The organism is Nonomuraea sp. NPDC050202 (assembly GCF_040656115.1).
Lineage (GTDB): Bacteria > Actinomycetota > Actinomycetes > Streptosporangiales > Streptosporangiaceae > Nonomuraea.
On the sequence record NZ_JBFALF010000008.1, the window covers coordinates 167,927 to 194,007 of the forward strand.

At 71.4% G+C, this 26,081-nt stretch carries 24 protein-coding genes and 1 tRNA gene; 12 read left to right on the plus strand and 13 right to left on the minus strand.

Going from position 1 to position 26,081, the window contains the following annotated elements; translation table 11 throughout:
- Positions 1 to 2 precede the first annotated feature (2 nt).
- Positions 3 to 812, plus strand: coding sequence for a DUF4352 domain-containing protein (locus AB0I79_RS23495; RefSeq protein ID WP_357876244.1), 810 nt, complete (start codon positions 3 to 5; stop codon positions 810 to 812).
- A 14-nt stretch (positions 813 to 826) separates the two neighbouring features.
- Here AB0I79_RS23495 and AB0I79_RS23500 read toward each other — a convergent pair whose 3' ends face one another.
- The 3 genes from AB0I79_RS23500 to AB0I79_RS23510 form a co-directional block, all read right to left on the minus strand.
- A complete protein-coding gene (locus AB0I79_RS23500) occupies positions 827 to 1,696 on the minus strand; it encodes a hypothetical protein (protein ID WP_357876246.1) in 870 nt (289 codons plus the stop codon).
- A 94-nt stretch (positions 1,697 to 1,790) separates the two neighbouring features.
- Positions 1,791 to 2,537 carry an SDR family oxidoreductase gene (locus AB0I79_RS23505; protein WP_357876248.1) on the minus strand — a complete coding sequence of 249 codons (747 nt, stop codon included), beginning with the start codon at positions 2,535 to 2,537 and terminating at the stop codon, positions 1,791 to 1,793.
- Positions 2,538 to 2,594: 57 nt separating this feature from the next.
- Entirely contained in the window at positions 2,595 to 3,041 is a 447-nt protein-coding gene (locus AB0I79_RS23510) for a hypothetical protein (protein ID WP_357876249.1), read from the minus strand.
- 103 nt (positions 3,042 to 3,144) lie between these two features.
- Here AB0I79_RS23510 and AB0I79_RS23515 point away from each other — a divergent pair, with 103 nt between their 5' ends.
- Positions 3,145 to 4,185 carry a DUF4352 domain-containing protein gene (locus tag AB0I79_RS23515; RefSeq protein ID WP_357876251.1) on the plus strand — a complete coding sequence of 347 codons (1,041 nt, stop codon included), beginning with the start codon at positions 3,145 to 3,147 and terminating at the stop codon, positions 4,183 to 4,185.
- 3 nt (positions 4,186 to 4,188) lie between these two features.
- On the opposite strand, the gene AB0I79_RS23520 is transcribed toward AB0I79_RS23515, so the two are convergent.
- Positions 4,189 to 4,878, minus strand: coding sequence for a sulfotransferase family protein (locus AB0I79_RS23520; RefSeq protein ID WP_357876253.1), 690 nt, complete (start codon positions 4,876 to 4,878; stop codon positions 4,189 to 4,191).
- A gap of 113 nt (positions 4,879 to 4,991) precedes the next feature.
- On the opposite strand from AB0I79_RS23520, the gene AB0I79_RS23525 reads away from it, so the two are divergent.
- The 7 genes from AB0I79_RS23525 (at position 4,992) to AB0I79_RS23555 (ending at position 14,468) form a co-directional block, all read left to right on the plus strand.
- Positions 4,992 to 6,491 carry an AMP-binding protein gene (locus tag AB0I79_RS23525; RefSeq protein WP_357876255.1) on the plus strand — a complete coding sequence of 500 codons (1,500 nt, stop codon included), beginning with the start codon at positions 4,992 to 4,994 and terminating at the stop codon, positions 6,489 to 6,491.
- A gap of 71 nt (positions 6,492 to 6,562) precedes the next feature.
- Positions 6,563 to 8,122, plus strand: a complete 1,560-nt coding sequence (locus AB0I79_RS23530; RefSeq protein WP_357876257.1) for an NAD(P)-binding domain-containing protein — start codon at positions 6,563 to 6,565, stop codon at positions 8,120 to 8,122.
- A 13-nt stretch (positions 8,123 to 8,135) separates the two neighbouring features.
- On the plus strand, positions 8,136 to 9,512 hold the full coding sequence (locus AB0I79_RS23535; protein WP_357876259.1) for a cytochrome P450: 1,377 nt from the start codon (positions 8,136 to 8,138) through the stop codon (positions 9,510 to 9,512).
- Positions 9,469 to 10,809 carry a cation:proton antiporter gene (locus AB0I79_RS23540; protein WP_357876261.1) on the plus strand — a complete coding sequence of 447 codons (1,341 nt, stop codon included), beginning with the start codon at positions 9,469 to 9,471 and terminating at the stop codon, positions 10,807 to 10,809. Before AB0I79_RS23535 ends, AB0I79_RS23540 begins: the two co-directional genes overlap by 44 nt.
- A 62-nt stretch (positions 10,810 to 10,871) precedes the next feature.
- Positions 10,872 to 11,561 (plus strand): response regulator transcription factor, encoded by a 690-nt coding sequence (locus AB0I79_RS23545; protein WP_357876263.1) that lies wholly within the window; start codon positions 10,872 to 10,874, stop codon positions 11,559 to 11,561.
- Positions 11,558 to 12,901, plus strand: a complete 1,344-nt coding sequence (locus AB0I79_RS23550; RefSeq protein WP_357876265.1) for a HAMP domain-containing sensor histidine kinase — start codon at positions 11,558 to 11,560, stop codon at positions 12,899 to 12,901. Before AB0I79_RS23545 ends, AB0I79_RS23550 begins: the two co-directional genes overlap by 4 nt.
- A gap of 10 nt (positions 12,902 to 12,911) precedes the next feature.
- On the plus strand, positions 12,912 to 14,468 hold the full coding sequence (locus AB0I79_RS23555) for a phospholipase D-like domain-containing protein (protein WP_357876267.1): 1,557 nt from the start codon (positions 12,912 to 12,914) through the stop codon (positions 14,466 to 14,468).
- A 9-nt stretch (positions 14,469 to 14,477) separates the two neighbouring features.
- Here the strand turns inward: AB0I79_RS23555 and AB0I79_RS23560 are convergent, their stop codons facing one another.
- From AB0I79_RS23560 to AB0I79_RS23570, 3 genes are all read right to left on the minus strand, one after another.
- Complete coding sequence (locus AB0I79_RS23560; RefSeq protein WP_357876269.1) at positions 14,478 to 15,509, minus strand: hypothetical protein; 1,032 nt, start codon at positions 15,507 to 15,509, stop codon at positions 14,478 to 14,480.
- Between the two features lie 93 nt (positions 15,510 to 15,602).
- The gene (locus tag AB0I79_RS23565; protein ID WP_357876271.1) at positions 15,603 to 16,916 is read right to left on the minus strand and encodes a hypothetical protein; all 1,314 of its coding nucleotides are present in this window, start codon (positions 16,914 to 16,916) and stop codon (positions 15,603 to 15,605) included.
- A 115-nt stretch (positions 16,917 to 17,031) separates the two neighbouring features.
- The gene (locus AB0I79_RS23570) at positions 17,032 to 18,459 is read right to left on the minus strand and encodes a glycoside hydrolase family 6 protein (protein WP_357876273.1); all 1,428 of its coding nucleotides are present in this window, start codon (positions 18,457 to 18,459) and stop codon (positions 17,032 to 17,034) included.
- A 227-nt stretch (positions 18,460 to 18,686) separates the two neighbouring features.
- On the opposite strand from AB0I79_RS23570, the gene AB0I79_RS23575 reads away from it, so the two are divergent.
- Positions 18,687 to 19,577, plus strand: a complete 891-nt coding sequence (locus AB0I79_RS23575; protein WP_357876275.1) for a class I SAM-dependent methyltransferase — start codon at positions 18,687 to 18,689, stop codon at positions 19,575 to 19,577.
- 21 nt (positions 19,578 to 19,598) lie between these two features.
- On the opposite strand, the gene AB0I79_RS23580 is transcribed toward AB0I79_RS23575, so the two are convergent.
- The 5 genes from AB0I79_RS23580 to AB0I79_RS23600 form a co-directional block, all read right to left on the minus strand.
- A complete protein-coding gene (locus AB0I79_RS23580; RefSeq protein WP_357876277.1) occupies positions 19,599 to 21,260 on the minus strand; it encodes a TROVE domain-containing protein in 1,662 nt (553 codons plus the stop codon).
- Between the two features lie 754 nt (positions 21,261 to 22,014).
- On the minus strand, positions 22,015 to 22,758 hold the full coding sequence (locus AB0I79_RS23585; protein ID WP_357876279.1) for an alpha/beta fold hydrolase: 744 nt from the start codon (positions 22,756 to 22,758) through the stop codon (positions 22,015 to 22,017).
- A 45-nt stretch (positions 22,759 to 22,803) separates the two neighbouring features.
- The gene (locus AB0I79_RS23590; RefSeq protein WP_357876597.1) at positions 22,804 to 23,361 is read right to left on the minus strand and encodes a dihydrofolate reductase family protein; all 558 of its coding nucleotides are present in this window, start codon (positions 23,359 to 23,361) and stop codon (positions 22,804 to 22,806) included.
- 55 nt (positions 23,362 to 23,416) lie between these two features.
- Positions 23,417 to 24,106 carry an AraC family transcriptional regulator gene (locus tag AB0I79_RS23595; RefSeq protein WP_357876281.1) on the minus strand — a complete coding sequence of 230 codons (690 nt, stop codon included), beginning with the start codon at positions 24,104 to 24,106 and terminating at the stop codon, positions 23,417 to 23,419.
- A gap of 280 nt (positions 24,107 to 24,386) precedes the next feature.
- Positions 24,387 to 24,461: transfer RNA gene (locus AB0I79_RS23600), tRNA-Val, on the minus strand.
- A gap of 471 nt (positions 24,462 to 24,932) precedes the next feature.
- On the opposite strand from AB0I79_RS23600, the gene AB0I79_RS23605 reads away from it, so the two are divergent.
- A complete protein-coding gene (locus AB0I79_RS23605) occupies positions 24,933 to 25,349 on the plus strand; it encodes an SsgA family sporulation/cell division regulator (RefSeq protein WP_020547189.1) in 417 nt (138 codons plus the stop codon).
- A gap of 129 nt (positions 25,350 to 25,478) precedes the next feature.
- Here AB0I79_RS23605 and AB0I79_RS23610 read toward each other — a convergent pair whose 3' ends face one another.
- Positions 25,479 to 25,907 (minus strand): DUF305 domain-containing protein, encoded by a 429-nt coding sequence (locus tag AB0I79_RS23610; RefSeq protein ID WP_357876283.1) that lies wholly within the window; start codon positions 25,905 to 25,907, stop codon positions 25,479 to 25,481.
- Here AB0I79_RS23610 and AB0I79_RS23615 point away from each other — a divergent pair.
- Positions 25,906 to 26,070: a hypothetical protein gene (locus AB0I79_RS23615; RefSeq protein WP_357876285.1), complete on the plus strand. Its 165-nt coding sequence runs from the start codon at positions 25,906 to 25,908 to the stop codon at positions 26,068 to 26,070. The genes AB0I79_RS23610 and AB0I79_RS23615 overlap by 2 nt on opposite strands.
- Positions 26,071 to 26,081 lie beyond the last annotated feature (11 nt).

The window sequence follows — 26,081 nt, forward strand, 5'->3', positions numbered from 1 at the left end:
CCATGGGATACCCCTCGGAACCGCACCGCCAGCAGCAGGAAGCCGCGGCGTTCGCGCCGCCGCCGCAGGACCCGTACAGGCCGCAGTACACGGCCGGCCCCGACCATCTGGGCGGTCCGCCGTACGGGTACGGGCCGCCGACCCCGCCCACGCCGCCGCGCCGCCGCCTGGCCCTCGTCCTGGCCTTGGCCATCGGCGTGCCGGTGCTGCTGCTCGGGGGCGCCGCGACGGCCTGGTTCGTGCTGATCGAACCGGTCCGCGACTCGATCGCCTCGGCCTCCGCCTCGCCCGCGGACCCGGGCCCGTCCGCCGAGCTTCCCGCCGAGCCGGCCACGCCGCCTTCCGAGGAGCCCTCCCAGGAGACGGCGCCCAAGGGCGACGACGACGACCCGCTCACGAGCAGACCCGGCGGAACGGTGACCCTCACAGGCCTGGAGCCGGGCTCGAAGGTGGCCGTGACGCTCAACGAGGTCTACCACGACGCGGCGCCGACGGCCGACAGCGCGCAGCCGAGGCCGGGCAACCGGCTGGCGGCGGTCCAGCTCACGCTGACCAACAAGGGCCGGGTCGGCTACAACGACGCTCCCATGAACGGGGCGGTGATGATCGACTCGGGTTCGCAGCAGTACCCGTTCTCCATCAGCCGGGTGGAGCAGGGCCTGCCGTTCCACTGGATGACCTCGATCAAGCCGGGCGACAGCCTCAAGGGGACGGTCGTCTTCGAGGTGCCGGAGGACGCCGAGCTGGTGCGGTTCCAGTTCGCGCTGAACAGCGGGTACGCCCAGCAGCGCGGCGAGTGGGCGCTGCGCTGACGCGCTGGCCGCTGTCAGGCCTGCCGGTCCAGGCTGAGGGTCTGGCCCGCCTCGATGGCCACCCGCACGCTCCTGGCCAGCGTCTCCTCCAGGGCCGCGCCGTGCGTCTCCAGGTCGCGCATCCCCTCGTCGTCGTCGGTGTGCGCCAGCAGGGCCCGGTACTTGTCGTTGTTGTCCAGCGCCTCGCGGGCCCGCAGGGCGGCGTCGGCCTCCTGGACGCGGCGCGCGTACCGCTCCAGCTGCTCCACCCTGGCCGTCACGGACGCCACGGAGCGGCGAAGCGCCTCCTGCTGCGGCTCCAGCACGGCCCTCAGCTCGGGGGTGACGAGGCCACGCATGGCGCGCTCCTGCTCCTGGTGCAGGTGCGTCTGGACCCGCAGCAGCATCGCGATCTCCCAGATCTGCCGGGGCAGCAGCGCCTCGTTGGCCAGCCCGTCCAGCAGGCGGCGGCGCATGACCTGCGAGGTGTAGACGGACATCACGGCCCGCCTGGCGCGTTCCAGCAGCGCGCGGGCGGGTGGTGAGAGCTCGGGGACGAGGACCAGCCGGTCGCGGAACGGCGCCCGCGACACGCGCAGCCGCGGGATGAACGAGTCGATGACCGTCAGGCGCTGCTCCTCGGTCAGGGCGGGGTCGGCGACGAAGTCGACCGTGCGCCTGACGTGGTCGCGCTCCTTGGCCAGCCGCCGCGCCTCCTCGGCGGCCAGCGACCGGCGGCGCATCGTGTCGTGGGCGACGATGAACGCGCACAGGCCGACCAGTCCGACCAGCACGCTGAACACCGCGCCGACGGGCCCGGCGACCATGTACATGGCCAGGCAGGTCACCAGGACGGCCGCGGAGGACGCGACCGATAACAGCGCGTACAGGCAGCATTTGGCCACACCGTCCCCCTCTGAACGAGTTCGCGAAGTGCCCTGAGAGTTCACCATAGCCGCCGATTCCGGGAAGATCACGGGATTGGCGGCCGATGTCAGGTCAGCGCAGGTACGAGGCTCCGTTGAGGTCGAGCACGGCGCCGCTGGCCCATTCGGCGGCCGGTGAGGCCAGGTAGAGGACGGCCGCGGCGATCTCCTCCGGGCGCGCCACCCTGCCGAACGGGCTCTGCGCCCTGATGGCGTCGCCGCGCGGGGCCTTGAGGTGCTCGTTGGTCATGTCGGTCTCGACGAAGCCGGGGGCCACGGCGGCCACCGCGATGCCGCGCGGCGCCAGGGCGATGGCCAGCGACTGGCTCAGCGCGTTCATGCCCGCCTTGCTGGCGCCGTAGGCGGGGCCCTCGGGCTCGCCGCGGAACGCGCCGCGCGAGGAGACGTTGATGATCCGGGCGCCGGAGGACATGTGCCGCAACGCGCACCAGGCGGCGTTGGCCGCGCCCAGCAGGTTCACGTCGAGCGTGCGCCGCCAGGCGTCCTGCCACTCCTCGTACGACGTCTCGGTGACGGGGTGGTGGAGGAACACGCCCGCGTTGTTCACGAGCACGTCGATCGCCCCGCCCAGCTCCCGCGCCGCCGCGTCCACCATGGTCCTGACGTCCTCGGGGTCGGCCAGGTCGGCCCGCACCACGGCATGCCCCTGTCCGGGCAGCTCGCGGAGCAGGTCGCCGGCCTCCCCGGCGGAGTCACGGTGGTGGATCGCCACCCGGTCCCCCTGGGCGGCGAACGCCGCCGCGATCGCCCGTCCGATCCCTCGCGATGCCCCGGTGACAAGAACTCCACGTCCGCTCATTCACCGCACATTAGGGGATCAACCGCACATGACGGCATCCGGGGCCCTCCGGGGTCATCACCACCGGGGCGTCCTGCGGTAGGTGACGGTCCTGTCGCTCTTCCCGGGGAAGGCCGTGATCAGGAGCCGCTGGCCGCGCTGCCGCTCGCCCTTCCACGGGAACCACGCGTGGTGCACGCGGATCCGGTAGGGGCCCCGGTAGCCGTCGAGCGCGAGATCGGGCAGTTCCTGGCCGCCCATCTGGTCCTGGAGCACGATGGACGCGCCGGTGTCGCGGTAGCCGACCTCCACGACGTGGTCCCAGCCCTTGGTCTCGACCGGCGGGCGGCGGGTGCAGGTCTCCATGGTGACGCACACGCCGAAGTCGGAGTGGGTCAGCACCAGCAGGTGGCCGGGACGGGCCGCGACCAGGCCGTTCTTCTGCGCCTTGTCCAGGAGCTCCATGCCACCGGGGTCGTAGTCGTCCTCCGGCGTCCCGTACGCCTCCATGACCCCGTAGTCCATCCACTGGGGCTCCGAAAAGCCGATCAAGCTGTTGCGCGGACAGGACAACCGGAGGTACGGGTGGAACGTCCCAACAGTCCCGTCCCCTGTCAGGAGTCGCGCCATGGGATACCCGCCCCTGCCGTCCGGCCCGTACGGACCGCAGCCTCCGTACCAGCAACCGCCGTACGGCTCGTGGCCCCAGCCTCCGTACCGGCAGCCCTCGTACCAGCAGCCCCCGTACCAGCAGCCCCCGTACGGCGGGCACCCGCACGACCCCGGACTCCAGGAGCCCGTGGCGGCGCCGCCGTCGCCGCGCGACAACCTGCCGCTGGTCGTCCTGCTCGCGGTCGGCGTCCCGCTGCTGCTCCTGGGTGCTTGCGCCGCGGTGGTGATGGTGCTCACCGACACCGGCCGGCCGGCGGTGCTCGCCGACTCCGACGGGCCGAACATGGTCATCACGCAGGAGCCGCTACCGAGCGAGCCTCCGGCCGCGGGTGACGCCGCGGGTCAGCCGACGGCGGACCCGGCCGGTCAGCTCCCGCCGGTGGACCCGGCCGGTCAGCCCGGTATCGGCCAGCCGGGTATCGACCAGCCCGGTATCGACCAGCCCGGCGCCGGACAGGCCGATGTCGGCCAACCCGCCGCCACCCCACCCGCCGCCACCCCGCCCGCGGCCACCCCACCGGCGGCGAGCCAGCCCGCCGCGAGCCGGCCGGCTCAAGGGCAGAGCGGGCAGCAGCCGGCCACGGCCAGGGTGGGCGGCACGCTGACCGTCCAGGGCATGGACCCCGGCCTCAAGGTCAGCGTGACCGTGAACCGGGTCGTGAACCCGGCCACCCCCGCCTCCGACTTCCTGAAGCCGAAGACGGGCAACAAGCTCGTCGCCGTCGAGGTGACCCTCGCCAACGCGGGTCAGGCCGTCTACAGCGACGCCCCGACGAACGGCGCCTGGCTCATCGACGGCCAGGGGCAGCAGTACCGCTCCTCCTTCTCCAACGTCACCGAGGGGCAGGGCTTCGGCGGCACCGTGACGGTCAACGCGGGGGACTCGCGCAAGGGTGTGATCGTGTTCGAGGTGCCGGAGCCGGCGACGCTCGCCAAGTTCCAGTTCGGGCTGAACAGCGGGATGGCCGGCCAGAAGGGTGAATGGGCGCTGTCCTGACGCTCACCGTCCGCGCAGGATGAGCCGGGCCAGCCGCCTCGGCCGCTTGCGCCGGAACGCGGCCCGCTCGTTCACCTGCGGATACGGCACGTCAGGCACGGGCACCCCGAGGAAGGCGCACAGCGGCTCCCACCCGTCGCCCGGCTCGAACACCAGCAGCCGCCCGGCCGGGATCGCCGCCTTGACCTCGGCGACGTGCCGCTCGAAGACGTCGAGGACGTGGTCGCGGTCGTCGACGCGCCCGCCGAAGACCGGGTCGATGAAGGTCGCCCTGGCCATCCGCGGGTACAGCGCGAAGTCCGGCGCCCGCCGCGCCACCAGCCACCGGATCATTCGCCGCCGTAGCGTCAGCCGCGCCCGCTGCTCCAGCGCGCTGCGGAAGATGGTCGCGCTGACGCTGTCGTACCAGGGCCCGGGGTCGCGGACGGTCAGGACGACCTTGGCGCCGGGGTAGTGCGCGGCCAGCTCCCGCCAGTACGCGGAGGCGGGCCAGTCGAGCGCCGACCGGAACCCGGCGAACAGCGTGTCCCAGTCCCGCGAGCGCCCCTCGCCGACGTCGAGCCACTGCCGCACCCGGTACGGCTCCGCGATGACGGTGGACATGTGGTAGCAGGGCCCGAAGCCGAGCAGTTCGAGTGCCGCTTTCAAGGACCGCGTCCCGGTACGGCCGAAGCCCGCGCCGATCACCTTCACCCGCGCACCTCTGATCCTTCTCTGATGTGCGCCGCCTAATGTCGCGACAAATCCCGTTATATGACGGCATCAGGCACTCCGGGAACGCCCATCGACGCACAGAGGAGCCCACCATGCTCTTCCCGCACCCCCTGATCGAGGCGCTGCGCCAGGCCCCCGACACCCCGGCCTTCGAGCACGGCGGCAGGACCGTCACCCGCGCCGAGCTGCTGGAGCTGATCCGGCGGCTGGCGGGCGCGCTGCGCGAGGCCGGCCTGGGCCCCGGCCGGGCGATCGCCGTCCGCACGGAGGTGACGCCGGAGGCGTTCGCCGCACACATGGCCGCGCACGCGCTGGGCTGCCGCGTCGTCGGCATCCGCCCCGGCTACCCGCCCGGCCAGCTCGCCCACGTCCTCGCCATGGACGTCGACGCCGTCCTCGTGGACCCGGCCACGGCCACGCCGCAGCTCATGACCGGGCAGGCGCTCTCGCTGGGCCCCGTGCCCGGCGCGGCCGACCTGCTGGCCCGTCCGGACGACGGCGGGCCGCTGGAGCTGACCGCCCGGCCGGACGACGTGGCCGCCCTGACCTTCACCAGCGGCAGCACCGGCCGTCCCAAGGGGTGCGCGATCACCTATCGGGCGCTCAGCGAGCACTGGGCGTGGCAGCCGCGCGTGTGGTCGCCCGTGGCGGCGGCCTTCGCGCGCGGGTTCGAGCGGTACCTGCTGTTCGGCACGCTGGCGAGCATGGTGGTCATGGAGTTCCTGGCGCCGTGCCTGCTCGGCGGGGGCACGGCGGTGATCCTGGACGACGACGGGCGGCCGATGTTCCCGTACGCGATCGAGCGGTACCGCATCACCGGCTCGATCATCACCGTGCCGAGGCTGTTCCGGATGATGGAGCTGCTGGACACGGCGGACGTGTCGAGCCTGCGGGCGCTGATGGTGTCGGGCTCGCCGATCGGCCCGCGCAGGCTGAGGGCGGCCGCCGCGCGGCTCGGCCCGGTCGTCTACCAGGGGTACGGGCAGACGGAGGCGGGCAACGTGGCCATGCTCACCCCCGAGCACATCGCCGCCGGCATCGTGGCCCCGGTAGGCCTGCCGCATCCGGGGGTGGAGCTGAGCGTGCGTGACGAGGCCGGCGCCGTCCTGCCGCCTGGCCGGACGGGCGAGATCCACGTCCGCAGCCCGTACGTCATGGCCGGCTACTGGGGCGAGGAGGCGGAGACCCGCGACACGCTCAGGGATGGCTGGCTGCGCACCCGCGACCTCGGCCACGTGGACGCCGGCGGCTTCCTGCACCTGGAGGGCCGCTCCCGCGACGTGGTCATGGTCAACGCGATGGTGGTGTACGCGGGCCCGGTCGAGCGGGTGCTGACCGGCCATCCGGACGTGGACGAGGCGTACGTGGTGGGCGCGCCGGACGAGGGCACCGGCGAGGCGGTGCACGCGTTCGTCGTGCCCGCGCCCGGCCGGGTGCCCGACCAGGCGGCGCTGGCCGCGCGCGTACAGGCGGAGCTGGGCGAGGACAGCGTGCCCAAGACGATCACGGTGGTGCCCGGCGTCCCGGTCGCGACCAGCGGCAAGCCGGACAAGCGTGCGCTCCTGGCCCGGCACGGAGCAGGCCTGTTCTAAGCAGACTCTGAGAATTACCCGCCAACACTGATATTTGCCCCTTCAACCACTTTGCAGTGACGGAGGCGTCAGTGGCGGACAACACCCTCGACTACCTGGTGATCGGCGCCGGACCCGCGGGACTCCAGCTCGGTCACTTCCTGCACCGGGCAGGCCGCACGTACCTGATCCTCGAGGCCGGGTCAGAGCCGGGCCAGTTCTTCCGCACCTTCCCGCGCCATCGCACGCTCATCTCGATCAACAAGAAGCACACCGGCTGGGACGACCCGGAGCTCAACCTCCGGATGGACTGGAACTCACTGCTCTCGGACGACCCCGGCCTGCTGTTCACCCGCTACAGCGACCGCTACTTCCCGCACGCCGACGACCTGGTCCGCTACCTGCGCGACTTCGCCGAGGCGTGCGGGCTGCGGATCGCCTACGACTCCCGCGTGACCCGGGTGGACCGGCCGGGCGACTTCCACGTGACCGTGGCGGACGGCCGCACGTACCGGGCGCGGCGGCTGGTCGTGGCGGCCGGCGTCACCCGGCCCAACATCCCGCCCATCCCGGGCGTCGAGACGGCCGACCTGTACGGCACCGCCTCCACCGACCCGGCCGACTACCTCGGCCGGAGGGTGCTCGTCATCGGCAAGGGCAACTCGGCCTTCGAGACGGCCGACAACCTGATCGAGACGGCGGCGGTCATCCACGTGGCGGGCCCGCACTCCGTACGCATGGCCTGGCGCACCCACTACGTGGGCCACCTGCGCGCGGTCAACAACGGCCTGCTCGACACCTACCAGCTCAAGTCGCAGAACGCGCTGCTCGACGGCGACATCCGGCGCATCGAGCGGCAGCCGGACGGCACGTACCTGGTCACGGTGGCCTTCGCCCGGGTCAACGAGGTCACCAAGGACATCCCGTACGACCGGGTGATCCTCTGCACCGGCTTCCGCTTCGACTCCTCGATCTTCGCCGGCGGCTGCCGCCCTGACCTGGTGATCGACGGCAGGTTCCCGGCGCTCACGCCCGCGTACGAGTCGGTCAACGTCCCCGGCCTGTACTTCGCCGGCACCATCACCCAGTCGCGCGACTTCAAGCGCGGCACCAGCGGCTTCATCCACGGCTTCAGGTACGGCGTGCGCGCCCTGCACCGGATCATGGAGTCCCGCCACCACGGCGTGCCCTGGCCGGCCAGGCAGCTGCCCGCCGCCCCGGCGGCGCTCGCGGCGGCCGTCATCGAGCGGGTCAACCGCACCTCGGCGCTGTGGCAGCAGTTCGGCCTGCTGGCCGACGTGATCGTCCTGGACGGCGACGGCACCGCCCGCTACCTGGAGGAGCTGCCGCACGACCTGCAGGGCCCGCCGATCGGCGACCGTGGCCACTTCGCGATCACCCTGGAGTACGGCCCGGGCCACGACCAGGTCGACCCCTTCGACATCGAGGTGGGTCGCATCAGCCAGAGCGACTCGGCCCGCGCCCACGAGGGCCACTACCTGCACCCCGTCGTGCGGCACCACCTGCCGGGCCGGCCCGTCGCCGCCCACCACCTCACGGAGAACCTGGAGAACGAGTGGGACTCCCCCGAGGTCCACGTCGAGCCGCTGCGGGCCTTCTTCGCCGAGCGGACGGCCTCCGTGCCCGCGTAAGGGGGAGACGGCCATGCTGAGCATCACCCTCGCCGCGGCGGCCGTGCTGGCCGTGCTGGCGAGCCTGCCGTGGTGGCTGCCGGCCCGGGTCGTGGCGCTGCGGGTGCGCGTGTTCGAGCGGATCAACGGGGCCGAGGGCATCCCGGTGCCCGGCGACCTCGTCGGCGTCGAGCACTTCGCCGCGGTGTACGCGCACCCGGCCGCCGCCGGGCGCAGCAGGGGCGCGGCGCTGTCGGACCTGTTCTGGTACTGGCTCTCGCCCGGCCCCGAGATGCACCAGGAGCACCTGGAGGCGGGCGACACCTACGACGCCGTGGCCCGGGTCACGCGCCGCCTGCTCGCCGTGCGCCGCGCGGAGGCCGAGGAGCTCGCCCGCCGCTGCGCGGGCCGCGCGCTGCGGGACGCGCGCGGCCTGGTGCGGCTGCGGGACCTCATGATGCCGCTGTGGGCGGAGTTCGCCTACGAGCTGGTCTTCGCCGAGCCCTGCCCGCGCGAGGCCCGCGACCTCATCGCCACCAACGCCGGCGACGTCTCCTCCGCGCTGAAGTGCACGAGCCTGCGGCACCTGCGCCGCCGCGACCGCCTGACCGCCTACCTGCTGCGCAACCTGCACCGGGTGCGCGTGCCGCTCCCCGAGGGCCTGACGGCGCGGGAGCAGGCTTACTACCTGCACGGCGCCTTCTTCACCACCGCCGTCGTGCAGCTGTCGGAGGCCATGGCCCACCTGCTGCTCGTCCTGGCCCGGCACCCCGGCGTGCAGGAGCGGGCGCGCACGGGCGACGACCGCTACCTCGACCAGGTGATCGCCGAGACGATGCGGCTCTACCCGCTGTTCGGCATCGCCCACCGCATCACCACCGGCGACCTCGCGCTCGACGAGCACACCACGATCCCCGCCGGCTCGGTGCTCTGCTTCAACTACCCCGCCTTCCACCGCGCCGGTCTCGCCGACCCTGACCGCTTCGACCCGGACCGGTTCGCGGGGCCGGGCGCGAAGGACCTCAACCACATCCCGTTCGGCGTCGCGGCCAACCGGCCGTGCCCCGCCTGGCGGCTGGCGCCGATCGCGATGCGCGCGGTGGCGCGCGAGGTCCTGGACCGGTACGTCCTCGACTCCTCCGTCTCCCACACCAGGTCCCTGCCCCATCGCGGGCCCTGCCTGCTCACCCCTCGCGACGCGCCTCACCGGCCCGGCCCCGCCCTGGCGTACCTGCGGGTGCGCGACCGCTGGGAGGGCGTCCGGCTCAGCCTCGTGCAGCTCGTCCTCGGCACGTACATGGTCTGGGACGCGCGCAGGCTGCGGCTGTGCGAGCGCCATTTCGAAGGCTCTGAAGCGGAGAAACCGTATGCGCATCCTGGCTCCCGTCGCAGCCCACGTCACGGCTCCTGACGCCAACCTCGCCCTGGTGCTGAAGGTCCTGCCCGCCCTCGTCGTGCTCCTCGTCGCCGCGGCGATCTGCGGGCGGCTGGCCCAGCTCGTGATGCAGCCCCGCGTGCTCGGCGAGATGGTCGCCGGCGTGCTGCTCGGGCCGACGCTGTTCGGCTGGCTGTTCCCCGAGGCGCAGGCGGCGCTGTTCCCGCCCGAGGTGCGGCCCGTTCTCTACGTGCTGAGCACCATCGGCCTGACGCTCTACATGTTCCTCGTCGGGGCCGGCATCGACCACGGCGCGCGGACGCCCGGCGAGCTCCGCAACGCGGGCGTGCTGGCCGCCTCGGGGATCGTCCCGTCGCTGCTGCTCGGCGCCGGCGCCGGGCTCCTGCTCCACGACCTGCTCTCCCGGCCCGACGTGCCGCCGTTCCAGTTCGCCCTGTTCGTCGGGGGCGCGCTGTCGCTGACCGCCTTCCCCATGCTGGCCAGGATCCTGTACGAGCGGGGCCTGCAGAACACGCCCATCGGCCGGCTCACCCTGCTGGCCGCCTCCATCGACGACGCGCTGGCCTGGTGCGTCCTGGCCCTCCTGTCGGCCATGCACCTCGGCGACGGCCCCGGCGGCGCGCTGCCCACGATCGCGCTGACCGCGGTGTTCGCCGTGGTCATGCTGAAGGTCGTGGCCCCGCTGCTGCGCCCGCTCGGCAGGACCGTCGCGCGCACCGGCCGGTTCGGCCCCACCGCCATGTACGTCGTCATCCTCGTCCCGCTCGCCGCCGGCTGGGTGACGGACTGGATCGGTGTGTACTCCGTCTTCGGCGGCTTCTTCGCCGGCCTGGCCATGCCCCGCGACCCGGCGTTCCGCGAGGCGTTGCACGGCCGCATGATGGAGATCGTCTCGACCCTGCTGCTGCCCACGTTCTTCACCTTCTCCGGGCTGAACACCCAGCTCGGCGGCATCACGGGCGGGGCCATGCTGGCGGCGTTCGCGCTGATCCTGCTGGCCGGGTTCGCCGGGAAGTACTTCGGGTGCTCGCTGGCGATGCGGGGCATCGGGTTCGGCGCGCGGGAGTCGTACGCGGTGGGCGCGCTCATGAACGCCCGCGGCCTGATGATCCTCATCTTCATCAACATCGGGCTGGCCCAGGGCATGATCACGCAGGAGCTGTTCGCCATGCTGGTGCTCGTGGCCGTGCTCACCACCGCAGGCGCCCTGCCCCTGTACAAGCTGGCCCTGCCCGACCGGCTGGAGCCCGGCGCCGGGCCCGACGGGCCGATCGGGCGAGCGCCGGTCGACGTGCGGTCCGATTCCGCGTAGCCGAGTGGGCCAATGGCCGAGTGGACCTGGTAAATCCACGGCAGTGGTGCAACCGTGGTCTGGTGGCTGGGACATCAGGCACGGCCGGTCCTGTCTCGCGCCGGCTGCTGCTCGTCGAGGACGACCGCGAACTGGGAGACATGCTGGTCGGCCTGTTCGCCGAACAGGGCTACACCGTCGATCTCGCCCTCGAAGGGCAGCGCGGGCTGCACCTGGGGCTGTCCCGCGCCTACGACGTGCTCATCGTCGACCGCGGCCTGCCCGCCCTCGACGGGATCGACCTGGTGCGGCGGCTGCGCCGGCAGGCGGTCACCGCGCCGGTGCTGGTGCTCACCGCGTTCGGCTCGGTCGCCGACCGGGTGACCGGGCTGGACGCGGGCGCCGAGGACTACCTGGTCAAGCCGTTCGAGATCGACGAGCTGCTGGCCAGGGTGCGCGCGCTGCACCGCCGCAACCTCGACCTGGCCGGCCTGCTGCCGCTGGGCGCGGGGTGGCTGGACACCAAGGGCCACCTGGTCCGCCTGCCGACCGGGGAGCAGGTGACGCTGTCGGGCCAGGAGTGCCGGCTGCTCAGCGAGCTGGCCGCCCGCCCCCGGCAGGTGCACACCCGCAGGTCGCTGCGCCAGCGGGTCTTCGACGGGGCCAGCAAGGAGTCGATCGTGGACACGTACGTGTACTACCTGCGCAACAAGCTCGGGTCCGGCGTCGTGTGCACCGTGCGAGGCGTGGGCTACCGCCTGGGTGAGCTGTGAGCATCGCCTCGCCCGGCCGGCGGCCCACCGGCGATACCCGGCTGCGCGGCCCGCACCGGCGGCTGCCCGATCCGGACCGGCGGCTGCTCGACCCGGACCGGCGGCTGCTGGTCCGCGCCCGGCGGCGCATCACCGTGCAGGTGGCGGGCGCGATCTCCGTGGTGCTCGCGCTCGTCGGCGTGCTGGTGTGGTGCGCCATGGGCCACGGCCAGGGTACGGCGGCCGAGCGCGACCTGGCCGCCGCCGCGCAGCGCTCGCCCATCGCCCACCCGCCGCCCTGCGTGTGGCTGTACGAGCTGCGCGCCGACGGCACCGTGCGCCCCTCCCCCGGCGCGCCGGCGACGCTGCCCGTACGCCGGGCGCTCGCGCGCGTGGCCGCCGGAGCGGAGCCGGAGACGGCGCACGTCACCGTTGCCGGGCGGGACTACCTGATCCACACGCGCGAGCGCGGCGGCACGATCGTGCAGGCCGCGATGGACCTGCGGTACCAGGCCGCCGAGCAGCAGCGGCTGCTGCGCACGCTCATCGGGGCGGAGATCGCCGGGCTGCTGGCCGCGCTGCTGGTCGGCCAGGTCGTCTCCCGCCGCGCGATCGCGCCGCTGGGCGAGGCGCTGGCCCGGCAGCGCCGCTTCGCCGCCGACGTCAGCCACGAGCTGCGCACCCCGCTGACCCGCCTGCACACCCGCGCCCAGCTCCTGTCGCGGCGGCTGCGCGGCGGCACCGACCCGATCCTGCTCCTCGACGAGGTGGACCAGCTCGCGACCGGCACCGGGCAGCTCGGCGAGGTGGTCGAGGACCTGCTCAGATCCGCCCAGTTCAAGCAGCTCCGCATGCCCTTCGGCCCGGTGGACCTGGCCGTCCTGGCCGCCGAGCTGGCCGTGGCCGAGGACGCCAGGGCCGCGGCGCAGGGGGTGAGCATCGAGGTGCGCTGTGACGGGCCGGGCGAGCCCGTCGTGCGCGGGGTGGAGTCCGCCCTGCGGCGGGTGATCTCGGCCCTGCTGGACAACGCGCTCGGCCACACCGGCCCCGGCGGGCACATCCGGGTGACGCTGGCCGGCGAGCCCGGCACGGTGTCCCTCACTGTCAGGGACGACGGCGCCGGGCTGGATCCCGAGCACGCCGAGCGGCTGTTCACCCGGTTCGAGGGGACGGGGTACGGGCTGGGGCTGGCGCTGGTGCGGGAGGTGGTGGACGGCCACCACGGCACGATCACCGCCGACGGCCGCCCGGGCGGCGGCGCCGTGTTCACCGTACGGCTGCCCGCCCACCCGGCCGAGCCGATCGCCGAGCCGGCGCGCCGGCCGCCCCGGCAGAGGTATCAGCCGCCGCTCCCGGGGTAGCCAGGATCGAATGCGAATCGAGGACTGGTTCCTCACCGACGAGGAGCGCGGCAACCCGGCGACCAAGCTGAGCGCGTGGTCGTACGGGAACGAGGTGCGGCCGCTCGTCCACGGCGCCGCCTACTTCGCCGAGTTGAGGGCCTGCCTGGAGCAGCTGGACAAGGACGACCTGCTGCTGTTCGCCGACTGGCGGGGCGACCCCGACGAGCGGCTTACCCCTGACGGGCCCAGCGTGGGCGCGGCGATGGCGGCCGCCGCCGAACGCGGCGCGCTCGTCCGCGGCCTCATCTGGCGCTCCCACCTCGACCTGCTGCGTTTCAGCTCGGCCGAGAACCGTCACCTGGGCCAGGAGATCGAGGACACCGGCGGCCAGGCGCTGCTCGACACGCGTACCGCGGTGGGCGGCTCGCACCACCAGAAGTTCGTCATCCTGCGCCACGACCGCGCCCCGGAGCGGGACGTGGCCTTCGTCGGCGGCATCGACCTGTGCCACAGCCGCCGCGACGACGCCTCCCACGAGGGCGACCCGCAGCGCGCCCCGATGCCCGACGTCTACGGGCCGCGCCCGCCCTGGCACGACGTGCAGGCCGCCATCCGCGGGCCTGCCGTTGCGGAGGTGGAGCAGGTGTTCTGCGAACGCTGGGAGGACCCGGCGCCGGAGACCCGCGACCCGCTGCGCCGCCTGCGCGACCACCTGGGCCGCCTCGACGACGCCCCGCCCCTGCCCCGCCCGGGGCCGCCCCCGCCGCCCGCGGGGCACCACTGCGTGCAACTGCTGCGCACGTACCCGGCCCGCCGCCGCGGCTACCCGTTCGCGCCCGGCGGCGAGCGCAGCATCGCCCACGCCTACCACAAGGTGCTCGCCCGGGCGCGGTCGCTGATCTACCTGGAGGACCAGTACCTGTGGTCCACCGACGTGATCGAGCCGTTCGCCCGCGCCCTGGAGCGGGAGCCGGGCCTGCGCATGATCGTCATCGTGCCGCGCCACCCCGACCAGGACGGCTGGCTGGCCGGCCCCGCCAGCCTCATCGGCCGCGCCGACGCCCTGCGCCGCCTGCGCCGCGCGGGCGGCGACCGGGTGGCCATCTACGACGTGGAGAACCACCACGGGACACCGGTGTACGTGCACGCCAAGGTCTGCGTGGTGGACGACGTGTGGGCCGCGATCGGCTCGGACAACGTCAACCTGCGGTCGTGGACGTACGACTCGGAGCTGAGCTGCGCGGTGCTCGACGAGCAGGAGGACCCGCGCCCACCGGCCGGCGCCCTGCGCTTCGCCAGGGACCTGCGCCTGACCCTGATGACCGAGCACCTGGACCTGCCGGCGGAGCGGACCGACGAGCTGTGCGACCCGGTGACCGCCTTCGACGCGTTCGCCCGCTCGGCGGCGGCCCTGGAAACCTGGCACGAGTCCGGGCGAACGGGGCCCCGCCCGCCCGGCCGGCTGCGCGCCCATCCCGAGCCGCACCTGTCACGCGCGCAGAAGGTCATGGCGCTGCCGCTGTACCGGTGGGCGGTGGACCCGGACGGCCGCCCACCGGCCCTGCGCCGCTCGCGCGACTTCTAGTCCGCTCTGCTACACGAGGCGACCGCTCCAGGACGCCGCAGCCGCCTTGAAGATCGTGGCCGCCTCGGAGTCGAAGTACGGCGAGACGCCGGTGTCGTAGCGGTTGTCGGCGTCGGTGTCGGAAACGCTCATCGTGACGCCGTTGAGGTAGCCGAGCTTCGAGTCGGCGTCGTAGCGCAGCAGCCACGCGGAGCCGAGCGAGCCCTCACCGGTGAACGGGGACTCGACGCCGACGAGGTACTCGGTGGACAGCTCAGGAGCCGCCACCCAGGACGCCGCCCCGATGGACTGATGGAGGTGCTCCCCCGTGTAGGGCAGCGTCCCGTCGGGGTGCGGGCCCGCCGGGTAGCCGAAGACCCTGATCGAGGAGTCTGTCGGCTGGTTCCAGGCGAACCCCTGCCCGCCGGCGTTGTCGCCCAGCCGCCCGGTGTCACTCAGCACGCCGGCGGAGTCGGCGACGACGCCGTTGTAGACGGTCATGAAGGCGTAGTCGCGCTCCAGGTCGTCGTAGAGGGAGAACTCATGGTGGACGAAGGCCTGCTTGGCGACGTACAGGCCCTTGGGCGCCGTGCCGTCGGCGTAACCGGGCACGAACACCACCCGGCTCTGCGTGGGGGCGGCGTCCTCGATGTCGAGCACGCAGTGCCCGGCCGTGGCGACGAGGTTGCGGTACTGGCTCTGCAGGGCGGTGCCCGTGCACCAGTGCGGCTGCCCGTCACCGCCGACGAAGAACACCTTGCCCGAGGTCGTGGGGTCCTCCCCGTCGGGCGGGATCAGCGGCGCGGTGTTGCCGGGCTTGCCGTCCGGGACGGGCGTGGTGGCCGGGGCGGTCACGGATACCGAGGTCTGCACGGAGTACGGTGTGGCGTTCCTGAGGTTGGCGCCCCCGTCGGCGAGCCAGAACGTGGCGGTCTGCTGTGCGGCGGACCCGGTGCCGTGCAGCGGGACCGAGGCTATGACGTCGGCCTGGGCCGGCGTGGCGATGGCGGTGGCGCCCACCAGCCCCCAGCCGATGCCTAACGCGATCAGTTTGCGTCTCATGGCCGGATCTCCCGTTCTCTCGGTGGACGAACGATCAAGATCATATGCAGGGGTGGCCACAAAGGGCCACCCCTTATCGCTCACAAGTTCGAATCAAGGCGTGGAGACATGCTCGTAGGCGCCGGCCTCGATGCCGCCGTCCGCGCCGATCGCGACGCCGTTCAGATCGACCTGGCCGTACTTCACCTTGCCCAGGCCGATCGCCTTGCTGCCGGCGAGGAGCCGCAGCGGGCCGGCCGGGTCGAAGCGCGGATCCTCGAAGACGTTGCCGGTGCCGTCGTCGCCCGCCTGGTACTGGTCGCCGTCCAGCACGTTGTAGGAGTTGGCGGCCGCGGTCACGCCGGGGGCGTAGACGCTCTTCTTCTTGGCGTAGATGGCGTTCTGCGTCATCGTCAGGTGCTCGTTCGTGCAACTGGCGTCGCAGACCACGCCCTCGGCGTCCTCGTTCGGCAGGTAGATCGAGTTGTTGCGGAAGACCGTGCGCAGCACGGGGCCGTTCGGCTCGACCGGCGAGCCCGCCTCCTCCTTGTAGGGGCCGCGGGTGACCATCCCGCCCCTGGTCCGCTCGCCGTAGACGGCGTTGTACTCGAACACGTTGTCCGCGGTGCCGTCCGGGTCCTGCGACTCGCCGTTCGCCGAGGTCAGCGTGCCGAGCTCGGTGAAGGTGTCGTTGTCCACCGAGATGTTGTGGTGCACCCAGTTGCGCGAGCCCTTGAAGATCTCGACGGCCGCGCCGTCGAAGACGTAGTCGAAGCTGGGGGCGATCGAGCCTCTGATGTCGTTCCAGGAGATCTCGGAGTCGTCGCCGTGGACCAGCATGGCGAAGGCGCCGGAGTCGTCGTTGGCGTACTCCTCGCCCATCTCCGAGGCGTCCGTGTTCACGCTCATGACGTTGTTGTTGACGAACTCGTTGTTGTTGATCGAGGTGTAGTCGGCCTCCTCGTCGATGAAGACGCCCGCCGACGCGCCGGTGATGTAGTTCTGGTTGAGGAAGTTGTGGTCGCCCTCGATCGAGAACCCGGACCACTCGCACCGGCCCGCGCCCTCCACGCCGACCTGCAGGTTGTAGACCTCGATGTGGTCGCCGGAGAGCAGCACGCAGGACACCGCGTCGGTCCCCTTGATCACGGGCCTGGCGCCGGTGCCGTAGGCGTCGACGACGATCGGGCTGTCCTGCTCGCCGGATTCGGCGATCACCAGCTGCTCCGCCCACGTGCCGCCCCTGCGCAGCAGCAGCCTGGAACCGGGGGCCAGGGTCGCCGCGCCGGCCTTGGCCAGCGTCCGCCACGCGGTCGCCGCCGACTTGCCCTCGTTCGCATCGTTGCCGCCGATGTCGTCGACGTAGTAGGTGGCGGGGTCATCGGGCGCGGCCGCGGCCGCCGGGGCGGTGATCAGGCTCGCGGCCATGAGCGCGAGGGCGGACAGGCCCGCCGCGCATAACTTCAGATTCCGGCTCGACACTGGGACTTCAGCCTCCTGTTGCGAGATCGACACGGATAGACCTGCGGAAATGCGCGTCAGGTCACGAGCCGCCGTTGATGAGCGCCATGGCCAGCTCGGGGCTGAACGAGCCCGCCGGCACGTCCGAGCCGATCCCGCACGGCCCGTCGGAGTCACCCGGCACCTTCACCCAGAACAGGTACTCGGCCCCGGACGTCTGGCGGACCGGCGAGGCGCCGAGCTTGCGCCCCGGAGGGTTGCACCAGTTGTCGTCCGGCGTGTCGTCCACGTGAGGGCCGTTGCCGTTCCGGCTGGTGTCGATCACGTACGTCTTCGCGCCCACCGTCGTGCGCAGGAGGTCGTTGACCGCGACCGCGTACGCCTGGCTGTCCGCGGTGGTGATGTAGTTGGAGACGTTCACCGAGAAGCCGCGCGTGTTGGCGATGCCCGACTTCACCAGCAACGGCGCCATCTGCGCGGCCGGGATCCAGGTGGCGTTGCCCGCGTCGAGGTACACCCACGCGTTCGGCGCCTCGGCCCGCAGCACCTGCGTGGCGTCCAGCAGCATCCGGTACTGGTCCTCGGGGTCCTTGCCGATCCTCGTCACGCACCCGGCGGCGGCGACCCCGTCCGGCTCCAGCACGACGACGGCGTGGCGGCTGCCGATCGCCTTGGCGAACTCGGTGATCCAGGCGTGGTACCCGGCGGCGTCGCCCGCGCCACCGCCCGAGTGCCCCGCGCACGCGTCGCGGTTGGGGATGTTGTACGCCACCAGCATCGGCAGCCGGTCCTGGGCTTGCGCGGAGCCGACGTAGGTGTCCACGGCCTTGGTCAGGTCGGTGAACCAGCCGCCGAACCACTCGAAGATCGGCTTGTTGCCGATGTTGTCCCTGATGGGCGTGGCGGCGGGGTTGTTCACGTTCTCGGCGGCCCACCGGGCGGGGTTCGACTGCGGGTTCACGTACAGGCCGGTAGGCCGGGTCGTCTGCGTCTCCAGCAGCGAGACGTTGTCGAAGCGGACGACCGGCTTCGCCCCCGACCCGCCGAGCTGGAACGTCACCTCGGCGGCCGTGGCGGACGCCTGCGCGGCCGTGAACGGGATGCTGTAACGCTTGCTCGACGAGGTCAGCCGCACGTCGGTGGCCAGCGACTGGTTGCTGCTCGGGGTGGCGGTGTACTGCACCGTGGCCTTGGCGGTGAAGGCGACGGTGGAGTAGGCGTCGAAGGAGAGAGTGTAACTCTTGCCCGGGTTCAGGGCGGCGGTGGTGGGCGCGGCGACCATCGCGTCCCAAGGGTTGGCCACGACGTTCTTGACCTCGACCCGCATGCGGCCGTCCTCGGCCGCGATCGCGGTCTGCCCGAGGGCGGCCCATGGGGTGGTCGAACCGGTGAAGGTGCCGTTCGCGATGAGCTGCGCGGCGGCGGAGGCGGGATGGGGCACCGCGAGGGTGGCGGTGGCGGTGGTCAGGACGGCGGCTAAGGCCGCGGCTCTCGATGCGAGGAATCGCACGTGATCGCCTTTCGGTGGGCTACGGCGGAGATCATTACTGACTCACTCTGACAAGGTCAAGAAACGCCGTGCGACCAGCGGCGGACGCTCCGGCGACGCCGCGGGCCGCCGTCGCGAACCGTGATCGCCCGGCGGCGGGGCGAAGTTGATCTGGCCAGGCGTGCCCGGCATGCCGCAGACTGGCAGGACGTTGGATCTTGGCCGCCGGTCGATCGGGGTGAGACGCGATGTCGGAGCAGGAGACGAACGAGCGGGACCACGTACGACAGCGCACGAACGAGCGGGACGGCGAGCAGCCGCAGACGCGCGAGCGGGACGACGAACAGCAGCGGACGCGCGAGCGAGGCGACGAACAGCAGCGGACGTGGGCGACCGGCGACTACAGGTCCATCGGCGCCCGGTTCCTGCTGGCCGCCGAGCTGCTGTGCGAGGCCGCCCGGCTGCGGGCCGGGGAGGAGCACCTGGACGTCGCCACCGGCACCGGCAACACGGCCCTGGCCGCCGCCCGCCGCTCCGCCCGCGTCACCGCCATCGACCTCGTGCCCGGCCTGCTGGCCCACGCCACGCGCCGCGCCGAGGCGGAGGGCCTGGCGATCGACTTCCGCCAGGGCGACGCGGAGGCCCTCCCGGTGCCGGACGCCTCCTACGACCTGGTCACCTCGACGTTCGGGGTGATGTTCGCCCGCGACCAGGCGCAGGCGGCGGCCGAGCTGCTGCGCGTGACCAGGCCGGGCGGCCGGATCGCGCTGGCCTGCTGGACACCGTCCGGCTACATGGGCCGCATGCTCGCCCTCAACACCAAGTACGTCTCCCCCGCTCCCGGCACCCGCCCGGAGAGCCGCTGGGGCACGGCGGACGGCCTGCGCGAGCTGTTCGGCCCCGGCGCGGCCATCGAGGCGGAGACACGGGAGCTGTGGTGGCGCTTCTCCAGCCCCGAGGAGCACGTCCGCGCCTGGTGCGCGGCGTACGGCCCCACGGTGATGACCCTCGCGTCCCTGGACACGTCCGGCCGCGAATCCCTCGTCGCCGACCTGACCGAGCTCGTCCACGAGCTGAACACCGGCGGCGAGACGTTGCTCATGCCGCTGGAGTACCTCGAGATCGTCATCCGGCCCTAGCCCAGGCGACCCTCACTCACGTCAGCGCACGAACCCGTTGACCACGAGCGGCAGCGACGCGTCCAACCCGGCCACGTTGAGAACACCGTCGTCCTTCGGGTCACCGATCGAGTGCCCGGCGGCCGTCATCGCGGCGACGACCACCCGAGCGTCCGGGTTGACGGTGCGCCGGTAGGCGTTCAGCGCCTGGGTCGGGTGGGACCTGCCCGCCCAGGTCTCGTTGTCGGTGAAGACGACGATGCCGTCCACCTCCATCCGCTGCTCACGCGCCCACGTGAACGGCAGCGACAGGTCGGTGCCGCCGCCGGACGGCTTCCACGACGCGATCTCGCGCAGGTTGGTGCGCGGCGTCACCTTCGACGCGTGCACCCGCGTGTCGACCTCGATGACGTGCGCGTTGCCGCGTTCGATGCGGGCCAGCATGACCGCCATGGCGTTGCCGACCTCGTACGGCGACCCGATCGGCGAACCGCCCACCCGGACACCGCCGCCCCAGCTCATCGACCCGGACGAGTCCACCGCGACCAGCAGCCTCCTGCCGGACGGCTCGACGGTGCCGAAGGCGAGCTCGTACGTCTCCTCCAGCGCGTCCAGCACGGCCGGGACCGGATGCCACGTCTGCCGGTCGGCGCGCGGGTTCGGCTGCGCCACGCCCGACCTGTAGACGCGCAGGGCGAGCCAGGCGTCCATCGGGTGGATCCGGGCGCGCAGGATCGCCTCCCGGTCCGTCAGCCGCCGTACCGCCCGCGACGTCGCCTCCGCCCTCGGCTTGAGCGTGCCCAGCCGGGTCATGCGGGCCAGGTTCCGGATCAGCGCCGTCATGCCGACCGTCTCGATCAGCGCCTCCCACACGCCGGGGTCGCGCAGCACCGCATCAGGCAGGAACTCCCACGGCACCTTCGCCGTGGTCACCACCTCGACGGCCTGCGCCGGGCCGGTCACGGCCTTCGCGGTGAGGAACCGGTCCACGGCGGGCAGGACCTCGCGGGCCTGCTCGTCGGTGACGTTCCCGGCGATCCACCCGAACAGCGTCCTCCGCTGCTCGTCATCGGCGACCGGGTGGGCGATGCGCAGCGCGTCGCGCAGGTCGAACGCCTCGCCCTGGGGTGTCTTGCGCTGGCGCGCCTTGCACGCCTTGAACGCCACGTCGTCCGGGCTGCCGGTCAGGAACCAGGAGCCGAGCGCGGTCCGCAGCGAACGGCCCGCCGTGGGCGCGATGCCCCGAGCGGTCGGCTTGCCGCCCAGGTTCTTGTAGTAGCCGAAGAACTGGGCCAGGTGGTCGGTCGTGCGCGCCACCTTGGCGAGCGCCGCCTTCGCGGCCTGGCGGGTGTCGGCGTCGCCTTCCGCGTAGCAGGCGGCGAGCGCGAACAGGGCCGGGCGCTGCTTCGGCGCACGGGGCGGGCGAGCCGTCGAGATGTCCGTCAGCAGGCGCACCACGCGCGGCCCGTCCTCGGCGATCGCCTGGAACAGCACGCGGGCGTTCCCGGCGGTCAGCTTGTCCTCGCTGACGTAGTAGGTGCCGCCCGTGGTGCCGAGAACGAGGAAGTCCTCCACCTTGGCCCACAGGTCCTTGTCGAACACGTAGCCGCCGGCGGCGTTCTTCACCTGGTCGCTCCGGCCGGGCATCGGCCGGGTCTGCGGGGTGGTGATGGTCGAGATCGCGGCGAGGGGGTCACGTGCCATGGTGGCTCCTTACGTTCGACCCGCCCGGAGGCGGATGTGTGCAGGGGGAGCGGATGTGGTGATGTCCACCGGCGTTTTAGACAGACGCTCTACCCAGCTGAGCTACCACCCGGAAATGTTGTCCGGGCGGGCAGGACTCGAACCTGCGACAATCTGTTCCCGATAACCGATACGACTTCGACCCGCTCCCCCGCCTGACACTCGGCAGCCTTGCCAGCAGCACGGATATGGGATTTCCGACCGGCCTGCAGCGTGCTGCCGATTTACACCACAGGCGCGCACACGCCTGCCGGGACTCGAACCCGGACTACTCGAACCACAATCGAGATAACCGATCGGATTCGACCCGTACCGCTGGCAGGACTGCCGAACGATCAGGCCTGGAACTGGCGCGGATAGGGGAGACCCGCCGGCCGTTCAGGCGCTCTGGGCCACTGAGCCACACGAACCCGGAGTCCGTGACGGGATTCGAACCCGCGTCTCCCGCTTGAGAAGCGATGACCGACGAGATTCGACCCGTGCCAGCACCAGACCTGACCAGCCCACTCGTCCCGGAGAAGGCGCGGATATGTTTGTCGGGCGCCGGGCGTGATCTTTGTTGCAGAAAGATAACCGACGCTCCTTCGACCCGCGCTTTTTCCGGGGCTTCGTGAAGCTTTCTCCCACGTTAGCGAGAGGCGCGCCGAAGCACACCCGAATATCCGGCGGGCCGGAAATGTCAGCACACCGCCGCGCCGCACCTGCCTGGCTCTGATCACTGGCGCAGGAACGCGGTGACCATCGGCAGCACCAGGTCGGGCCGGATGACCTGCAAATGCTTCGTATCCGGCAGGATCGCCAGTTGCGCGTTCGGCAGCAGCTGCTTCATCTCGACGGCGTGCTCGAGCCGGACGAAGTCGGTGTCGCCGATGATGATCAAGACCGGCATCGTCAGCCGGGCCAGCTGTTCGTCGGTCCACCCCTCGAAATCGTGCACGGCCGGCTGGATCTTCACCACGAACGGGAAGAAGTTCTCGGGATTCGGCGCCACCTCGTCGTAGGCGCGTTTCATCGCCGTGGACTCCTCCTCGGTCGGCATCCGAGGCGAATGCAGCTCCAACGCCGTGATCTCGGGGTAATACGCCTCGAGTCGGGTCGACCCGAAATGCGAGGCCGCCAGCACGACCCGGCCGACCCGGTCCGGGGCCGAGACGGCGACCTCAGTGGAGACCAGCCCGCCCAGGCTGTAGCCGAACAAGTCGGCCCGCTCGACGCCGAGATGATCGAGCAGCGCGATCACGTCCTCGGCGCACTGCCGGATGGAGAACGGCCGGTCGCTGTCGGCGGTGTGCCCGTGCCCCTGCAACTCGACACCGATCACCTTCCGCTCAGCGGTCAACGCCGGCAGCAGCGAGTCGAAGCTCAGATGGAACGTGTACGCGCCGCCGTGCAGCATGACGAGCGGCGGACCGGGATGATCGGCACCCAGAACCTCGTAGTAGAGGTCGATGCCGTTCACTGAGGCGTACGCACCTTGAGTCATGTCGATTCCCCTCGTCGCCGTCTACCGACTCGGCACATAGGTCAGCACCACTGCGCCGTTGCCGAGCTCGGTTACTTTCGTCAGGTCCATGGCGGTAGTACGGATGCCGGACAGCAGCGACTCACCGGATCCAGCCACGAATGGGGAGATGCTCAGATGCAGCTCGTCGAGCAGACCCGCCTCGACCAGCGCCCGGCTGAACGGGCCGTTGCCGTACTTCACCAAGGTGCCGTCGCCGGCCTCCTTGAGCCGGGCGACCGCCTCGACCGCGTCGCCGGCCAGCACCTCCGCGTTCCACGTGGTCCCGGTCAGCGTGGTCCCGGTCAGCGTGGTGGAGGCGACGTACTTGGGCAAGGAGTTGATCTTGTCTGCGACCTCGCCGGTCATGGTCGGCCAGGTCCGGGCGAAACTCTCATAGGTCACCCGGCCGAGCACGAGACCGACCGCCGAGGACAGCAGCCGGAGCTGATAGGCGAAGTGGTTGTCGTTGGGGACGACCTTCACCTGCCCGGCCCACCAGGCATCGCCGGACATTCGCCCATCTATCGAGAGATGGTCGTATTCGATCAGTTTTCGCACGCCGGGAGTCAACCATCCGGCTGATCGGCCCGTCTTGTATCGAACCGAACCCGCATCACAACGCCAGAAACGGGATGCCGGTCCTCAACTCACCGGGGGTGTGACCAGTCGCCCACCGCATCGCCCGCGCGAGCTGTGGCTGATCGTAATAGCCGCAGGCGGTGACCACGTCGGCGATCGATCTCCCCGCCGCGAGGAGTTGCGCGGCGTGCCGTGCCTGCTCGATGCTGGCGAGCTTGCGGTGCGAGATCCCGACGGCCCGGCGGAACCGGATCTGCGCGATCCGTTCCGACATGCCGCGTGGCCGTTCGCCGTGCCGGATCTCGTCGACGAGAGGGTCGAAGAACAACAGACCTGCGCGCACCAACCGGCCGACGAAGACGTCGACGTTCTGCTCGGTCGGCATCTCCCAGTCCTGGTTGTCCAACAAGATCCGGCCGCCCGGCAGGGTCGGCAACAACGCATCCCTGAGATCGGTCAGACCGGAGGGCGGGTACAGCGGCAGATAGGCACCGAGCTGCAGATCCACCCCGAAGAACTCCCAGCCTTCCAGGCAAGTCAGCGATGTGCCCCGCGTCTCCGGCCCGCGCACGTGCACCGTCAATCCGTCATCGCCCCGCGCGAACGCGATCATGGATGAGGACTTGGCCGCCGAGCTGAAACTGGTCGTGGCATCACAGCTCGCCGACCACACCCGTTGCACCAGCGGGAGTTCGCCGGCCAGAGCGTTGAAGATTAGCCCCACGCGGCGTGACTATAGACCACCCCTCGCACGTGGTCGCGTACGACAAGGCCCGCCAGGAGTGGTGGCCATCGACGCCGGTGGGCAGCATGATCGGGCATGCCGGCGGATCAGCGGTCACCGAAATGGGCTATCTCACCAGATCAAGCCTGTTACCCGGGACGGTGCGATTGTCATGGATCGGATCTTCTCCGGTGATGACGCTGGAGCAGGATAGTCACTCGGATAGTCATCCAGAAGATCAGAAGGGCCACTCCCATGTATGGGAAGTGGCCCTTGACCTTGGTGGGCGATACTGGGATCGAACCAGTGACCTCTTCGGTGTGAACGAAGCGCTCTCCCGCTGAGCTAATCGCCCGCCCTTGCCGGCTCCCTTGCGGTGCCGACGTGGAAAACCATACCGCACTCCGGCACCTACGGCGAACCGATCGGTCTCCGCGACGATCTTGGGAGGCCCGGGGGCCGGCGGGGTGGCGCGTCAGAGGGATTCGGGTGAAACGCGGCGGTTGCCCATCGGCACGGCGGGCGGGTGGCATACCATCGTCGTGTCCCGGAAGGCATCGGCCATGATCTTTCGGCGAGAAACGTTCATGGACGGGGCGTCCGGGGCAGGCTCCACAGCACGCAAAACCCTTGTAAATACGACCCGATTGATGCCGTTTAGCCTGGTAGATGCCTAAATGTCCAGCTGTGATGTGCGTTACAGAAGGCCCTGGGGGCGGAATCTTTCCTACAGGTTTCTTCGTTCCGCGTCATAGCTCAGGACGAAGTCCGTCAGAGCAGTGAAAGCCCCGAAGAGGGGACCTACGACGAAAAGGTTTGGCTGACGATGAACAGCACCACCGTCTCCGCCGAGCTTGGCCTTCGGCTTGTGGTCCCCGACCGTACTACCGTCCCCCTGCTCGCCGGACTGAGTTACACAGCCGACGATCCGTACGCCATCCGCATGGCCTTCCACGTAGGGAACGACGAGCCGGTCGAGTGGATCTTTGCCCGCGAGTTGCTCACCGTGGGCATCGTGAGGCGTGTCGGCGACGGCGACGTGCAGGTGTGGCCCGCGCGCGCCGACGGCGAACGCACCCTGCACATCAGCCTCACATCGCCGTTCGGGCAGGCGCTCTTCGAAGTGCCGCTGGCCCCGCTGACCGAGTTCCTCCACCGGACCTACGAGAAGGTGCCCGCCGGGCGGGAGACCGACTTCATGGATCTGGACGCCGAGCTGACCAACATGCTCTGGCCGTCCTAGCCGAAGCAGGCGCGCGCAGGGTAGTCGTCCGGCGATCCTCAGGGGGCCGGACACATCTATGCGAAGGGGAGGTTCCGCCAGCGGCGGAGCCTCCCCGTTGTCATCGCCACGGCCGCGAGACAGGGACCGCTAGGCCGGGAGCGACTCCAGGACCTGGCGCATCCGGGCGATCTCGATGCTCTGCCCCGAGTACACGTCCTTGGCCATCATCCGCATGCGCTGGTCCCGCCCGTCGGCCAGCTGCTCCCCCGCCATCTTCACCGCCCCCTCGTGATGCCTGGTCATGAGCTGCAGGAACATGCGGTCGAAGGCCGTGCCCCTGGCCGCGCGCAGCGCGTTCAGCTCCTCCTGCGTCGCCATCCCGTAGCTCGCCCCCTGCTCGTGCTGGTGCCCGTCCGGCACCGAGCGGTCCAGCTCCGCCAGCCACGCCGTCATGGCCTTGATCTCCGGCGTCTGGGCCGCCGCGATCTGGCGGGCGAACGCGCGGATCGACGCCGTGGTCGTGCGCGCCTCCACCATGGAGGTCATCTCCAGCGCCTGCCGGTGGTGCGGGATCATGCCCTCCGCGAACCGCACGTCAGCCGCCACCGTGGGTGAAGGCGTCGGACCGACCCGCTCCCCCGGTGTCGCCGTGCGGGCCGGCACGCCTGGGCTGCCCGGCACGATGACCGGCGCCCCCGTGCCCACGGGCGACGAGCCCGCCGGCTCGGCGGGCGGCTGAGAGCAGGCGGT

Coding starts and splice junctions, on each gene's coding strand:
- AB0I79_RS23495 (WP_357876244.1), top strand. CDS start 3: ATGGGATACCCCTCGGAACCGCACCGCCAGCAGCAGGAAGCCGCGGCG.
- AB0I79_RS23505 (WP_357876248.1), bottom strand. CDS start 2,537: ATGAGCGGACGTGGAGTTCTTGTCACCGGGGCATCGCGAGGGATCGGA.
- AB0I79_RS23510 (WP_357876249.1), bottom strand. CDS start 3,041: ATGGACTACGGGGTCATGGAGGCGTACGGGACGCCGGAGGACGACTAC.
- AB0I79_RS23515 (WP_357876251.1), top strand. CDS start 3,145: ATGGGATACCCGCCCCTGCCGTCCGGCCCGTACGGACCGCAGCCTCCG.
- AB0I79_RS23525 (WP_357876255.1), top strand. CDS start 4,992: ATGCTCTTCCCGCACCCCCTGATCGAGGCGCTGCGCCAGGCCCCCGAC.
- AB0I79_RS23535 (WP_357876259.1), top strand. CDS start 8,136: ATGCTGAGCATCACCCTCGCCGCGGCGGCCGTGCTGGCCGTGCTGGCG.
- AB0I79_RS23540 (WP_357876261.1), top strand. CDS start 9,469: ATGCGCATCCTGGCTCCCGTCGCAGCCCACGTCACGGCTCCTGACGCC.
- AB0I79_RS23555 (WP_357876267.1), top strand. CDS start 12,912: ATGCGAATCGAGGACTGGTTCCTCACCGACGAGGAGCGCGGCAACCCG.
- AB0I79_RS23560 (WP_357876269.1), bottom strand. CDS start 15,509: ATGAGACGCAAACTGATCGCGTTAGGCATCGGCTGGGGGCTGGTGGGC.
- AB0I79_RS23565 (WP_357876271.1), bottom strand. CDS start 16,916: ATGGCCGCGAGCCTGATCACCGCCCCGGCGGCCGCGGCCGCGCCCGAT.
- AB0I79_RS23575 (WP_357876275.1), top strand. CDS start 18,687: ATGTCGGAGCAGGAGACGAACGAGCGGGACCACGTACGACAGCGCACG.
- AB0I79_RS23580 (WP_357876277.1), bottom strand. CDS start 21,260: ATGGCACGTGACCCCCTCGCCGCGATCTCGACCATCACCACCCCGCAG.
- AB0I79_RS23605 (WP_020547189.1), top strand. CDS start 24,933: ATGAACAGCACCACCGTCTCCGCCGAGCTTGGCCTTCGGCTTGTGGTC.
- AB0I79_RS23615 (WP_357876285.1), top strand. CDS start 25,906: ATGCCCTCCGCGAACCGCACGTCAGCCGCCACCGTGGGTGAAGGCGTC.
- AB0I79_RS23610 (WP_357876283.1), bottom strand. CDS start 25,907: ATGATCCCGCACCACCGGCAGGCGCTGGAGATGACCTCCATGGTGGAG.